We start from the raw sequence: 13936 nt of genomic DNA on the forward strand, positions 1-13936 counted from the left end.
TTTTTGCCTGTTTAATATTGGGTAAAAATATATTAGAAACACAAAAGCAATCTTAGTTTACTTAAAAGAGGAGGTATTGGTTTTGTTTAAGAATGTTAAAATAAGAACCAAGCTTGTTTTTCTCTTTTCTTTTATCTTTTTAGCTTTTATCATCACCTTAGAAGCTTATATCATCCCCTCTGTCATGACAACCATTGAAAATCAGGTAAAAAATAAACTGAAAAATATTGTTCAAGTAGCAGTTTCTATTTGCGAAAATGAGCATAAATTACAACAATCTGGTAAAAAATCGCAGCAGCAAGCTCAAGATACTGCAAAAGAGATAATTAGAAACCTAAGGTACAACACTACAGACTATATATGGATAAATGACTTGCAACCAAAAATGGTTATGCATCCTTTCAACAAAGAATTAGAAGGACAAGATTTGAGCAATTACAAAGACCCAACAGGATTTAAACTTTTTGTCGCAATGGTTGATATTGTTAAGAAAAAAGGAGAAGGATTTGTAAAGTATCAATGGGAAAAACCCAATACAAAAAAGCTCTACCCGAAAATGTCATATGTAGCATTGTTCAAACCATGGGGCTGGGTACTTGGTACAGGTATTTACATAGACGACTTGGTTGAATATCAAAACAAGATTAAAATGACCATTAGGTTAATCGCAGGTTTAATACTTTTGATAGCCATGCTTCTCATCTTCACAATAACATTATCACTTGGTCGAAGGCTTTCACAGGTTGAAAAGATGGCAGATCTACTTTCGCATTTTGACCTGTCTAAGACAGATGAACTTAAAACTATCAGCTCAGATGAAATTGGAAAGGTAACGAGTGCCTTTATTATGATGAGTAAAAATCTAAAGGATATGATAAAACAAATAAAAGATGTTGCAAGTTCAGTTTTAGATGCTGCAAAGGAGCTTACATCTGCATCAAGTGAGATTGCAAATGTGTCAGAGCAAATAGCACTTGCAATTTCGGATGTTGCAAAGGGAAGCTCTGAACAGGCAAGCTCAATTGAAAAGTCAAGTGAGAAGCTATCTTTCCTCTCAAATTCTGTACAGGACATTTATGAAAAAATGAAAGAGGCTTACTCTTCAGTCCAAGCTGTACATCAGACAATCAACTATGGGCAGGAGTTAATCTTATCCCAGGAACAAAACATGAACAGCGTAAAAGAAATATGGCAAGATGTGCAAAATATTATGACAAGATTTTCTGAGATGAGCAATGAAATTGTTAAGATAACCTCTTTCATAACAAACCTTTCAAAAGAGATAAACCTTCTTGCTTTGAATGCATCAATTGAGGCGTCAAGAGCTGGTGAGGCTGGCAAAGGTTTTATGGTGGTTGCAAATGAGATAAGAAAACTTTCCGAGCAGACATCAACCTCTGCAAAACAAATAGGAACGCTCTTAAAGGATATTTACGAAAATATCCAAACAATTTCTAATCAATTTGAAGTGTTTAACAAGACATTAGAAACCCAAGATAACATAACAAAACAGACCAAAGAGGTTTACTTACAAATTTTGCAGTTCTCAAAAGACTTAATTGAAATGATAAATAACGTGACAAAAAGTGCAGAAATAGCAAGCAGTAGCATCTCTGCAATATCTCAAGAAATTGCTAACATTGCAAGTATCGCTCAAGAAACTGCCGCTGCAACCCAGCAAACTGCCGCATCAACAGAAGAACAAACTGCAACAGCTCAGACAATTGCATCAACAATGAAAAACTTAGAAAACTTGGCTCAGCAAATGGCCAAAAAAGTTGAAATATTTAAGATATAGAAATTTAAAAAATTGGGGACTTTTACCTTCAAAGGTAAAAGTCCCTCTTTTATATATTAACATGCGATTCAAAATTAAGCTCATTTTTATATTTTTCAAGTATTGGTTTGACATATTCATCGTAATACTCTTGCACCTGCGAAGGTGCCCTTCCCACAAACTTCTTGGGGTCTAAAATAACCTCAATCTCCTCTTTTGAAAGTTTAAAACTTGGGTCATTTGAAATAAGCTCTATAAGATTATTTTCTTTCCCAAACTCTTTGACATTTCTTCCAGCTTCCATGGAATACTTTCTTATTCTCTCATGCAAATCCTGCCTGTCACCGCCACGCTTTACAGCTTCCATCAATATATTCTCTGTTGCCATAAACGGAAGCTCTTGCTGTATATGCCTTTCTATCATCTTTTCATACACAACAAGTCCACTTGCTACATTGTGGTAAAGATTCAATATGCTATCTACCGCCAAAAAGGCTTCTGGGATTGATATTCTTCTGTTTGCCGAATCATCCAATGTTCTTTCAAGCCACTGAACAGATGCTGTAAACAGCGGATTTTGAATATTCACCATGACATATCTTGCCAAGGCACAGATTCTTTCACTTCTCATAGGATTTCTCTTGTACGCCATTGCAGATGAACCAACTTGAGTTTTCTCAAAGGGCTCTTCAACTTCCTTTAAGTGTTGCAAAAGTCTTATATCGTTTGCAAACTTGTAACTGCTTTGCGCAATTGAAGCTAAAACTGATAAGACCTGAAAATCATATTTTCGAGGATATGTTTGGGATGTCAGCGGAAAACTTTTTTCAAACCCCATCTTTTTGCATACAAGCTTGTCAAGCATCTTGACCTTTTCTTCATCACCATCAAAAAGTGCCATAAAACTTGCTTGAGTGCCAGTTGTCCCTTTTACTCCTCTCAGATAAGTATGTTCCATAACATACTCCAAAAACTCTAAATCCATAACCAAATCTTGAACCCAGAGCATTGCTCTTTTACCTACAGTTGTCAGCTGTGCAGGCTGAAAATGCGTAAATCCAAGGGTAGGCATATCTTTATACTTTAGAGCAAAGTCGGACAAAACCTTTATGCAGTTTACAAGTTTCTTTCTGATAAGTTTTAACGCTTCGTACATAATGATAATATCTGCGTTGTCTGTGACAAAACAGCTTGTTGCACCAAGATGAATTATTGGTCTTGCCTTTTTGGCCTGCTCGCCAAACGCATGGATATGCGCCATCACATCGTGCCTGAGCTCTTTTTCTTTTTGCCTTGCTACTTCATAGTTTATATCTTCCGCATATCTTTTCATTTCTTCAATCTGCTCATCTGTAATATCAAGACCGAGCTCTTTTTGTGCCTCTGCCAGTGCAATCCAAAGTTTGCGCCAAAGCTTAAAACGTGTATCGTTTGAAAAAAGCCTTTTCATCTCATCACTTGCATATCTTGAATTTAGTGGTGTCTCATAAATATCGTTCACCTTACTTCACATCCCCATTACTTATCAATTCTTTAGCATTTGATACCATATATTATACTACTAACTTAGCTTTTCAACAAACCTCTTGATTCTCTCAAGCCCTTCTCTTATATTCTTCTCAGATGTTGCATATGAAAGTCTGATATGATTTTCCATTCCAAATCCTTCACTTGGAACTACAGCCACTTTTTCTACTTCCAACAGAAGTTTTGCAAACGTATTTGCCGAATCTATTAATTTACCCTCAAAACTCTTTCCAACAGCAGCAGATATGTCAACCCAGATATAAAATGCACCTTCGGGCTTTAGAGCAGATAAAAATTTTGTATCATTTACAAGACTGTAAATTAAGTCTCTTCTCTTTTCAAATTCGCATATCATCTTTTTTACGCTATCCTGTGGCCCTACCAGAGCTTCATACGCAGCATACTGAGCAATTGAATTCGGGTTTGAGGTTGTGTGGCTCTGAAGGTTTGACATAATCTTTGTAAATTCCTTGTTTGAAAGGGTATAACCAATTCTCCATCCTGTCATCGCATACGATTTTGAAACACCGTTTACAACAATTACAAACTCTTTCGCCTTTTCATTTATTGATGCCGCTGATATGTGTTTTTTGCCATCATAAATCAACTTGTCATATATTTCATCAGAAACAATAAATATTTCTCTTTCAATACAAAACTCAACAATTTGTTTAAGCTCCTCATATGTATATACCATACCGGTGGGATTAGAAGGTGAATTTAACACAATTGCTTTTGTTTTTGACGTTGTATATTTTTCAAGGTCAGATAAAGTTATCTTATAATTCTTTTCTTTTGTTGTTGGAACAACTACTACCTTCCCACCTGCAAGCTTTATAAGTTCTGGATATGTAACCCAATATGGTGATGGCAAAAGTACCTCATCACCATCGTTTAAAAGTGCAAAAAACACATTCATAAGAGAATGCTTTGCACCATTTGAAACAACCACTTCATCTGGAGAGTAATCTACCTCATAATTTTCTTTGTAATACTTTGCAATAGCTTCTTTTAAACAGCTAATCCCCGCAACTGGTGTGTATTTTGTATACCCTTTTACAATAGCTGAAATTGCAGCATACTTAATATTATCCGGAGTATCAAAATCAGGCTCACCCGCACCAAATCCAATTACGTTTTCGCCAGCTTCTTTTAATTTTTTTGCAAGGCTATCGATTGCAAGTGTTGGTGATGCTGAAATGTTAAGTGCTCTTTGAGAATATTTCATTTTTTATCGCTTCTCTCCTTCAAATCATTTTTGCAATACTATATCATATTTATATGCATTTTTCAATAGTATTGGTACAGAAAACTAAGACTTTTTCAACTAAAAACGCAAGATGCGGCTATAAAAATTTCATTTTAAAAATCTTTCAGTAAACCTTGTAAGATTAAAATAGCAAATGTCCATAATCTCTTTTTCAGAAAATCCCCATTTTTTAAGCTCTTCTTGTATGTTTGGCAAATCTTCAACTCCTCTCAAGCCATCTGTAAAATCATCTGCTCCATCAAAATCAGACCCAAACGAAATGTACTGTGCACCAATTAGCTCTGCAATATATGCTATGTGTCTGGCAACATCATTCAAATTAGCTTTACCTTCATCTTTTACAAATGGAGAATAAAAATTGATTCCTATTATGCCATCAAAATCTCTCACAATTTTTATCTGCTCATCTGTAAGGTTTCGTGGGTGCGGGCATAAGCTAAAACAATTAGAATGGCTAACTATAAAAGGTTTATTTAGATGCTTTACAACATCAAAAAAAGTCTTCTTTGATGCGTGTGCAAGGTCTATGATAAAGTTTTCTTCAAGTAATTTTTTTAAAACCTCCCGTCCTGTACTTGTCAAACCTTTATCTGAATATGCACCGCCGCAAAGTTTATTTTCATAATTCCATGAAAGTGTTGCACTTTTTACTCCTCTTTGTTTTAAAAGCTCTATCTCATATGTGTCATTTATAAAAGATATATCCTCGATTGAAAGTAAAACATTTATCATACCATCTTCGATTTTTTGGCTTAAACCTACATTGTTTATTTCATACTCATTTATTCTGTCCAAAAAATAAAAGGCATTTTTCAAAAAATCAATGCCTTCCTGACGAGTGTCTTGCCATATTGCCATGTATTGAAGTTTTAAATCAACTTTATTTGCTCTTTTAAAATCAAATTGACATGAATTTTTATAAAGATTTTCACCTTTTGAAAAAGCGGTGGTTACCGTATCATTGTGGGCATCTGCAAACATTTTTAAAACTCTCATATTTTTCTCTGTATATTAAAATTCTATTGTATCTTTATCTGCCGCAAGAACAACATTTTCAAAAACCTCTTTTGCAGACAGAAGATGTTCTTTTTCGTTGCATTCAGGCTTTAAATGGGTCAAAACAAGAAGCTTTGCATTTGCTTTTTTTGTAATTTCAGCTGCCTGTTTTGGACTCAAATGGAATCTCTTTTCAGGTTCAATTTTCTCCACTTCCTTGTCTGTGTATGCTGCGTTTAGCAAAAGCAGATCTGCATTCCTGAAAAATTCTATCAGTTCTTCTTTAAATCCTGTATCACCTGAGAATCCAAAAATCTTCCCATCCTCTTCAATTCTCACAGCAAAGCTTTTGTAAGGATGCTGACCTTCTAAAAACTTGATTGTAAGATTTCCTATTTTTGCTTCCATATTATTTTCAATATCCCTAACTCTGTACACTCCTTTTCTTATCAACTCATACTCTTCTTTTGGTTCAGATGGAATATAAAGGTCTATCTCTTTTCCTCTTGATGCAAAATAGTACCTCAAAACTCCCAAATCGCTTGTGTGGTCAGCATGAAGGTGGCTGCAGATGATAAATGAAATCTCGTCAAAAGAAATAAAGTTTAAAAGCCTTGTCAAAACTCCACTTCCACACTCAAGCAGAATATTTGCCTCTTTTGTCTTCAAAAGATACCCTGATGTAGGCTCACCCTTTGCTGGATAAGGTCCTCTTGCTCCTAAGATATTTAATATCATTTTATCATCTCCTCATTATAGAGTAATTTTAAAAATTCAGATATAATATCCCTGTATTTTTCCTCTTCCACCAAAAAAGAGTCGTGACCATAATCAGACTCAATCTCTTTGTAAACAAGGTCAACCCCAGCTTCTAAAAGCTTGTCTCTCATATATCTCATCTGAGATAGCGGAAAGAGTATATCAGAGGTTATGGCAATAAGTAAAAATTTAGCCTTTATTCGTCTTAAAGCCTCCTCTTCACTGCCATATGTCCTTCCCAAATCATAAAGGTCCATTGCGCGTGTGAGATAAAGATACGTGTTTGCATCAAACCTCTGAACAAGTTTCATACCCTGATAGTGTAAATAACTTTCTACTTCAAACTCAGTGTTAAACGACTCAAAAAAGCTCTCAACAGGGTCTTTCATTCGGCGGTTAAACTTTCTGTCCATGAGCTTGTCAGACTGGTATGTTATCATGCCAAGCATTCTGGCAATTGAAAGTCCCTGAGAAGGTCCTGTCTTGTCATAGTAATCTCCACCGTGCCAGTTTGGGTCTGCCATAATAGCCCTTCTCATAACTTCATTAAATGCAATTGACTGCGCGTTAAGTTTAAGTGGCGATGCAATGTTTATAACCCCATCCATAAAATCCGGATAGCTCACAGCCCACTCCAAAGCCTGCATTCCGCCCATGGAACCGCCAACAACACATAGTATATGGTCTATTTTTAACGCTTCTAAAAGCTTTTTCTGAACATTTACCATGTCTTTTATGGTTATTATAGGAAACCTTGCACCGTAAGGTTTTCCTGTCTCAGGGTCAACAGAAGATGGACCTGTTGTCCCCTGACAGCCTCCAAATACATTTGAACATATTACAAAATATTTATTTGTGTCAATCATCTTGCCAGGTCCAACAAACTTGTCCCACCACCCGGGCTTGGGGTCATCTTCTGAATGTTTTGCAACGTGAGAATCGCCTGTCAGTGCATGGGTTATAAGGACGATATTATTCTTTTCTTTATTTATTTCCCCATAGGTTTCATACGCAACAGTGATTGGTCCAAATGTTTTTCCACTTTCTAATACAAAATCCTTGTTGTGAGCAAATCGTACAAATTTTTTATAACCCTCTTCCCAGAACTCAAATTTTTCCAACTTTCCTTTACCCCCACTAAGAATATTAATTAAAATGAAAGATTGCCCCGTTTTCATTCTTAAGCATTGGTTTTTGGAGCAATCTTTCATTGCTACTTGAAATGTCAGCTTAAAAACTATTTTACACTTTATTCAGTGCACTCTCAATATCATATATTAAATCTTCAATATCTTCAATACCTACAGAGAGTCTAATCATCTCTGGCAAAACTCCAGCTGCCCTTTGCTCTTCTTCTGTCAGCTGCTGATGGGTTGTTGATGCAGGATGAATGATGAGCGACTTTGCATCGCCAACATTTGCAAGGTGTGAAAAGAGCTTTACATTGTTGATAATCTTCTTTGCAGCATCGTACCCGCCTTTTGGGCCAAATGTGAAGATTGCACCCGGTCCTTTTGGAAGATACTTCTTGTAAAGCTCATAATACTTGTTACCTTCTAAAGCTGGGTAGTTCACCCACTCAACCTTTGGATGGTCATTTAGAAACTTGGCAAGTTTCATTGCATTGTCAACATGTTTTTGCATTCTCAAAGAGAGCGTCTCAACACCAAGCAGTACTAAGAACGAATTAAACGGTGAGAGGCAAGCACCAATGTCGCGCAAGAGCGTAAGTCTTAGTTTTGCAATGTATGCAGCATTTCCAAACTCTTTTGTGTAAATAAGTCCATGGTAGCTTGGGTCTGGCTGAATTAAATCTGGGAACTTTTCATTCCACTCAAATTTACCAGAATCAACAACAATCCCTGCAATTGACGTTCCATGCCCGCCCAAAAACTTTGTCATTGAATACACAACAATATCTGCACCGTGTTCAATGGGTCGAAATAGATACGGTGTTGCAAATGTATTGTCTACAATAAATGGAATTCCATGCTTGTGGGCAATCTCAGCTATTGCCTCAAAATCAGGTATGTTTATATTGGGATTTCCAAGAGTTTCTACAAATATAGCCTTTGTTTTGTCTGTGATTGCCTTTTCGAATTCTTCTAGATAGTCAGGATTTACAAATTTTACTGTGATACCAAGTTTTCTTAATGTATGAGCAAAAAGGGTGTATGTTCCGCCGTATAAAGTGGATGCCGCAACAACCTCATCACCGCTTCTTGCGATATTTAAAATCGCATAAGTGATAGCAGCCTGCCCTGAAGATGTTGCAACAGCTCCAACCCCACCGTCAAGTGCTGCAATTCTTTTTTCCAATACATCTGTTGTGGGATTTCCTATTCTTGTATAGATATTTCCCGCTTTTTTGAGCGCAAACAGGTCTGCTGCCTCTTCAGGTGTCTCGAAGATGTAAGAGGTTGTCTGGTATATTGGAACAGCTCTTGATTTTGTCTCTCTGTCAACGAACTGCCCTGCATGAAGTTGAAGAGTATCAAAACCATATTTTCTTTCTTCCATCTTCTCTTTTCCCCTTTCGTTAATTTTTATAATATCCTGGTTTTCAAAAAGGATAAAAAAATAGTCTTCCTGCAGATAAGCTACAAGAAGACTTTTTTCAAAATCTTCTTACTTCTTATCTGCCAGGTATTTTAAAAATACCTGCTGGAATTGGCACCAAGAAAAAGGGCACCCCTACCTTTTTCCGGTTGCCGGGCTTCATTGGGCCAGTCCCTCCGCCACTCTTGATAAGAAGTAATTTTCTGATATTCAATTTTGTTGTTTTGATTATACCATTAATAATTCTATTGGTCAATACCCTACTTTTTAAATCTGAATTCTTGGATTTTCTTCAGACATTCTGTAAATAACAATTTTTCTACCAATCACCTGTACAGGCTCTGCGTTTAGTTTTTCGCATATATAAGCTATCGCTTCTTTCGGCTCTATCTCACAGTTCTTCTCAAGGGCAATTTTTATAAGCTCTCTTGCAGTGAGTGCTTCATCTATTTGTTTGAGCACCCCTTCTGTAATCCCTTCCTTGCCAATTCGAATAATTGCATCCATTGTATTTGCCATGCCCCTGAGTTTTGCTCTTTGCTTAGATGTTAGCAAGATATTTTTCACCTCTTTTTGAATTTAATTTTTGATAAAATATTTCTTTTTCGCTATTTATAAACTAAAACGGCAGAAAGGAACTTGCCTTTCTGCCGGCGTTTTTTTATTGTCTTTAGACCTCTACTTCTTTTCGAGACCTGCGCCGCTGCTTCTCGTACTCTGGATCCCCCTTTTTCCAACCGCTTCTTACCTTCTCAATCACCTTTTGTTTTGATACATCCACAACAAACCCGTTTTCCTTAAAACAAAAGTATGTGGTATTACCTACCTTGCAGTTCCCACAATTGATGCACTCCATTTAGAAAAGATAACCTCCAAACCTTTTAAGAATTTCTTTTTGCTTGTCAATTATTTTAACCCATTTTCACTGTTTTGTCTATATCCATTTTTATGATAAATCTAAAACTTATTCATAATATTCAAACTCAACATCAAGTATCCTCACAATGTCGCCATCCTGGATTCCCATCTCTCTTAACTTGTCAAAGACACCAAGCTTGTTTAAGAAATTTTGAAAATACCTGAATGAGTCATGGTCATTTAAAACTATGTTTCTTGCAACCTTCTCTACAACTGTTCCTTCTACAATATATATACCATTTTCTTTTCTGATAGTCAGTGGCTTTACATCCTTTTTCTTATAGTACACAAACGTCCGCGGCTTTGCATCCTCTTCGACATTTTCAGCTGCCTTTTGCTGCTTCAAAAGTTCATAAGCCTTTTTTAAAACCTCTCTTACACCCATGCCAGTTGCAGCAGAGATGGGATACACTTCATAGCCCATCTTTTCAATCTCTTCTTTGAAAAGTTCAAAATACGCCTGGGCATCAGGAAGGTCCATCTTGTTTGCTGCAACAATTTGAGGTTTTTGTGCAAGCTCTGGACTGTATTTTTTAAGCTCCTCATTGATTTTTATAAAATCCTCAACAGGCTCTCTTCCTTCACTTCCCGACACATCAACAATATGAATCAAAACCTTTGTCCTTTCAACATGTCGCAAAAACTGATGGCCCAAACCTGCTCCTTCGCTTGCTCCTTCAATAAGCCCCGGTATATCTGCAAGAACAAAGCTCTCACCCTCGCTAATATAAACAATTCCAAGGTTTGGATACTTTGTTGTAAATGGATAGTTTGCTATCTCAGGTCTTGCGTTTGTTGCAACGGACAAGAAGGTTGACTTACCAACGTTTGGATAGCCAATCAGTCCAACATCTGCTAAGACTTTTAGCTCCAAAATTACCCAAAGCTCGTCCCCTTTCTCCCCAACCTCAGCAAACCTTGGAACTTGCCTTGTGGCTGTTGCAAAATGGGCATTTCCTCTGCCACCTCTACCACCGTGCGCAACAATTGCCCTGTCGCCTTCTCGTGACAGGTCAGCAATTATCTCACCAGTTTCAGCATCTTTTATTACAGTTCCAACAGGAACCTTTATTATCAAATCCTCACCGTCTTTGCCGTGCATATTGTTAGGTCCGCCACGCTCACCGTTTTGTGCCTTGTAATGTCTTTTGTATTTAAAATCAAGCAGGGTGTTCAGCTCCCTGTCAGCAACAAATATAACATCTCCGCCTTTTCCGCCATCGCCACCTGCAGGACCTCCTGCTGGAACGTACTTTTCACGTCTGAACGCAACTATGCCGTCTCCCCCATCCCCTGCTTTGACATAAATCTTTGCTATGTCCACAAACATGAAAATCTCACCTCTTTTAAGAACAACTAAAAGATACAAAAAAAGAGACAAACCTCTTTTGTCAGTTTGCCTCTTTTTGAAAAGCGTTAAACCATAATAGATTTTTATTGAACAGCAACCATCTCTTCAGCTGGAATAACAGACACAACTTTTCTTCCTCTCTTGTTTTCAAACTTTACATACCCTGTTACTAAAGCAAAAAGTGTGTCATCTCCACCACGACCGACATTTTTGCCTGGGTGGAATTTAGTCCCTCTCTGTCTTACCAAAATATTTCCTGCCAAAACAAACTGACCGTCTGACCTTTTAACACCAAGTCTTTTTGATTCGCTGTCTCTTCCGTTTCTTGTTGAACCACCAGCTTTCTTGTGTGCAAAAAGCTGAATGTCAAATATTAACTTCATCCTCTTTCACCTCCACTTTAACATATTTTGGATATTGAGACTCTATCTCTTTTAACGCTAAATATGCTGTTTCAAGAAGAAGTGAACAGCCTTTTGTTACTTCTTCATTGTTATTTAACACTTCAAATTCCAAATAGCCTTCTTTTTGTTTCAACGAATGCTCAGCTTTCAATATCTCAATGCAGCCATTTACATTTGCAAGTACTATTGAAGAGACTGCACTGCAAACTATGTCTTTACCCTTTGGGGCAAAATGGCTGTGCCCTTTGACAACTATTTTATAATACCCTTTCTTTCGTGATTTTAAAAAAGTAGCTTCAATCATCTTTGGCAGATTAATTTACTTTGCTATTTTTGTTATCTGAATCTTTGTATACCACTGGCGATGTCCAAGCTTTCTGTGATAACCTGTTTTTGATTTGTAAGTAAATACTATGATTTTTTTGTCTTTTGCATGTTCCAAAACCTTTGCTTCAACATATGCGCCCTCTACGTACGGCTTTCCAACAACAAATCCATCATCGGACGAAATTGCCAACACCTTGTCAATCTTTACCACAGAATCAACATCAGCTTTTAATTTTTCAACCTTTAAAACATCGCCTTCCTGCACCTTATATTGCTTTCCACCTGTTTCAATTATTGCATACATCCTCTTCTTCAAACCTCCTGCTTTTAAGAAATTTTTCAAATCCACATGCACGCCGCTACGGGAGCAATTTGCCCTTTGCGAGCGCTCATAAAACAACATTCAATATTATAGCATTGAATATTGCCCATTACAATAGCAAATTTTCCTCAAAAGCCTTTAGGTCTTTATCGTTTTTTCTTTTGTAAAATCGCTCTTTTTCGCTGTAAATACAGCCGCAATATTTCTGCATATAAAGTCCTATTTCTCTTGCCTTCTGTCTTCCTTCCTTAAATCCTTCTCTGAAGTCTCTGTAGTAAAATTCAATTTCATATTTTTTAGAAATTGCTTCTCCAAGCTCTTTTATAAGTTCATGTTTCTGATAAGGACTCACCAGAAGAGTAGTTGTAAATGCATCAAATCCACTTTTCTTTGCAATTAGCGCTGTTCTTTCTAATCTTACAGAATAACAATAAATACACCTTGCATTTTCTCTAAAAGCACAGTTTCGCAAAAACTCTTCCAAAGGGTACTCATCTATTACAATGAGTTTTTTACCGCGCAGGTCATAAAAAAGCTTTGCTGAATCTAATCTGTTTTTAAACTCTGTATAAGGATGAATGTTTGGATTGAAAAAAAGCCCAAAAACTTCGTGCCCCTCTTCACTTAGCTTCTCCAAAGGATACACACTGCAAGGTCCACAGCATGTGTGCATAAGTAACCTCATCTTTTATCACCACTCTCTTTGAGCTTAAACTTTATCTTTGCTATATGATTTATAGCTTTTTGAGTTGCAACTCTTCCACGCGCAGTCTTTACTAAAAAACCTTCTTGAATCAAATAAGGTTCATAGATATCTTCAATTGTCCCTTCATCTTCGCCAATGGCAGCTGCAATTGTAGAAAGTCCAACAGGCCCTCCACCAAACTTGTAAACTATTGCTTCCAAAATGTTTCTGTCAACAAGGTCAAGTCCATATTCGTCTACCTCAAACATCTCAAGACCACTTTTTGCAACCTCATATGTTATACTTCCTGTATGCTTTACCATAGCATAATCTCTAAGTCTTCTAAGTAGCCTGTTTGCAACCCTCGGAGTTCCTCTTGAGCGCTTTGCAATCTCTATGCATGCTTCTTTTTCTATATCGCACTTTAAAATGCTGGCAGACCTCATAACAATCTGGCTTAGCTCTTCAACTGTGTAATAGTCAAGCCTTTCTATTATTCCAAACCTGTCTCTCAGCGGTGATGATAAAAGACCTGCCCTTGTTGTTGCTCCAATGAGTGTAAAAGGTGGCAAAGTCAATCTTATGGTCTTCGCGGACGGACCTTTACCAATCACAATATCAACCTTTTTGTCTTCCATTGCAGGATATAAAACCTCTTCGATTGTCCTGTTTAGTCTATGAATTTCATCAATAAACAGAATATTATTTTCGCCAATATTTGTAAGAATAGCAACAAGGTCGCCTGCTCTTTCTATTGCAGGGCCAGATGTTACTTTTATATCAACTCCCATTTCATTTGCAATGATGTTTGCCAAGGTGGTTTTCCCAAGACCAGGCGGACCATATAAGAGTACATGGTCAAGAGGTTCTTTTCTTTTTTTGGCAGCTTCAATAAAGATTTTTATCTTTTCTTTCACCTTTTGCTGGCCTATATAATCTTCAAGTGTCTTTGGTCGCAGTGACTCCTCATGAACATCCTCAATAGAAAATTTATTATCCAGTAATCTCTCCATTTTATTTCATTCCTCTTTGAATTGGTTT

Annotated in this window: 15 protein-coding genes and 1 riboswitch; of the genes, 1 reads left to right on the forward strand and 14 read right to left on the reverse strand. The window is 36.9% G+C overall.

The features are described from left to right. The first annotated feature begins 82 nt into the window (after positions 1 to 82). Entirely contained in the window at positions 83 to 1798 is a 1716-nt protein-coding gene (locus CALHY_RS08125; RefSeq protein WP_013403484.1) for a methyl-accepting chemotaxis protein, read from the forward strand. Between the two features lie 49 nt (positions 1799 to 1847). Here CALHY_RS08125 and purB read toward each other — a convergent pair whose 3' ends face one another. The 14 genes from purB to ruvB all read right to left on the reverse strand — a co-directional run bounded on the left by purB (position 1848) and on the right by ruvB (position 13908). Further along, a complete protein-coding gene (gene purB / locus CALHY_RS08130) occupies positions 1848 to 3278 on the reverse strand; it encodes an adenylosuccinate lyase (RefSeq protein ID WP_013403485.1) in 1431 nt (476 codons plus the stop codon). Positions 3279 to 3338: 60 nt separating this feature from the next. Beyond that, positions 3339 to 4532 carry a pyridoxal phosphate-dependent aminotransferase gene (locus CALHY_RS08135; RefSeq protein ID WP_013403486.1) on the reverse strand — a complete coding sequence of 398 codons (1194 nt, stop codon included), beginning with the start codon at positions 4530 to 4532 and terminating at the stop codon, positions 3339 to 3341. Between the two features lie 129 nt (positions 4533 to 4661). Then, complete coding sequence (locus CALHY_RS08140; protein WP_041723153.1) at positions 4662 to 5555, reverse strand: dipeptidase; 894 nt, start codon at positions 5553 to 5555, stop codon at positions 4662 to 4664. Positions 5556 to 5585: 30 nt separating this feature from the next. Then, positions 5586 to 6308 carry an MBL fold metallo-hydrolase gene (locus CALHY_RS08145; protein ID WP_013403488.1) on the reverse strand — a complete coding sequence of 241 codons (723 nt, stop codon included), beginning with the start codon at positions 6306 to 6308 and terminating at the stop codon, positions 5586 to 5588. Continuing rightward, positions 6305 to 7450: a homoserine O-acetyltransferase MetX gene (metX, locus tag CALHY_RS08150; RefSeq protein ID WP_013403489.1), complete on the reverse strand. Its 1146-nt coding sequence runs from the start codon at positions 7448 to 7450 to the stop codon at positions 6305 to 6307. Before metX ends, CALHY_RS08145 begins: the two co-directional genes overlap by 4 nt. A 121-nt stretch (positions 7451 to 7571) precedes the next feature. Next, complete coding sequence (locus CALHY_RS08155; RefSeq protein WP_013403490.1) at positions 7572 to 8849, reverse strand: O-acetylhomoserine aminocarboxypropyltransferase/cysteine synthase family protein; 1278 nt, start codon at positions 8847 to 8849, stop codon at positions 7572 to 7574. 112 nt (positions 8850 to 8961) lie between these two features. Continuing rightward, positions 8962 to 9083: riboswitch (SAM riboswitch) on the reverse strand. A gap of 72 nt (positions 9084 to 9155) precedes the next feature. Beyond that, the gene (yhbY, locus tag CALHY_RS08160) at positions 9156 to 9443 is read right to left on the reverse strand and encodes a ribosome assembly RNA-binding protein YhbY (protein WP_013403491.1); all 288 of its coding nucleotides are present in this window, start codon (positions 9441 to 9443) and stop codon (positions 9156 to 9158) included. 115 nt (positions 9444 to 9558) lie between these two features. Beyond that, complete coding sequence (locus CALHY_RS08165) at positions 9559 to 9744, reverse strand: hypothetical protein (RefSeq protein ID WP_013403492.1); 186 nt, start codon at positions 9742 to 9744, stop codon at positions 9559 to 9561. A 108-nt stretch (positions 9745 to 9852) separates the two neighbouring features. Continuing rightward, a complete protein-coding gene (gene obgE, locus CALHY_RS08170) occupies positions 9853 to 11136 on the reverse strand; it encodes a GTPase ObgE (protein ID WP_041723402.1) in 1284 nt (427 codons plus the stop codon). Between the two features lie 104 nt (positions 11137 to 11240). Further along, on the reverse strand, positions 11241 to 11540 hold the full coding sequence (gene rpmA / locus CALHY_RS08175) for a 50S ribosomal protein L27 (protein ID WP_013290701.1): 300 nt from the start codon (positions 11538 to 11540) through the stop codon (positions 11241 to 11243). Beyond that, positions 11524 to 11865, reverse strand: coding sequence for a ribosomal-processing cysteine protease Prp (locus CALHY_RS08180; protein ID WP_013403494.1), 342 nt, complete (start codon positions 11863 to 11865; stop codon positions 11524 to 11526). Before CALHY_RS08180 ends, rpmA begins: the two co-directional genes overlap by 17 nt. 15 nt (positions 11866 to 11880) lie before the next feature. Then, a complete protein-coding gene (rplU, locus tag CALHY_RS08185) occupies positions 11881 to 12192 on the reverse strand; it encodes a 50S ribosomal protein L21 (RefSeq protein ID WP_013403495.1) in 312 nt (103 codons plus the stop codon). A 127-nt stretch (positions 12193 to 12319) separates the two neighbouring features. Further along, positions 12320 to 12895, reverse strand: a complete 576-nt coding sequence (locus CALHY_RS08190) for an epoxyqueuosine reductase QueH (RefSeq protein WP_049772019.1) — start codon at positions 12893 to 12895, stop codon at positions 12320 to 12322. Then, complete coding sequence (gene ruvB / locus CALHY_RS08195) at positions 12892 to 13908, reverse strand: Holliday junction branch migration DNA helicase RuvB (protein WP_013403497.1); 1017 nt, start codon at positions 13906 to 13908, stop codon at positions 12892 to 12894. The genes CALHY_RS08190 and ruvB overlap by 4 nt, the downstream gene beginning before the upstream one ends. Positions 13909 to 13936 lie beyond the last annotated feature (28 nt).

The organism is Caldicellulosiruptor hydrothermalis 108 (genome assembly GCF_000166355.1).
GTDB classification, from domain to species: domain Bacteria; phylum Bacillota; class Thermoanaerobacteria; order Caldicellulosiruptorales; family Caldicellulosiruptoraceae; genus Caldicellulosiruptor; species Caldicellulosiruptor hydrothermalis.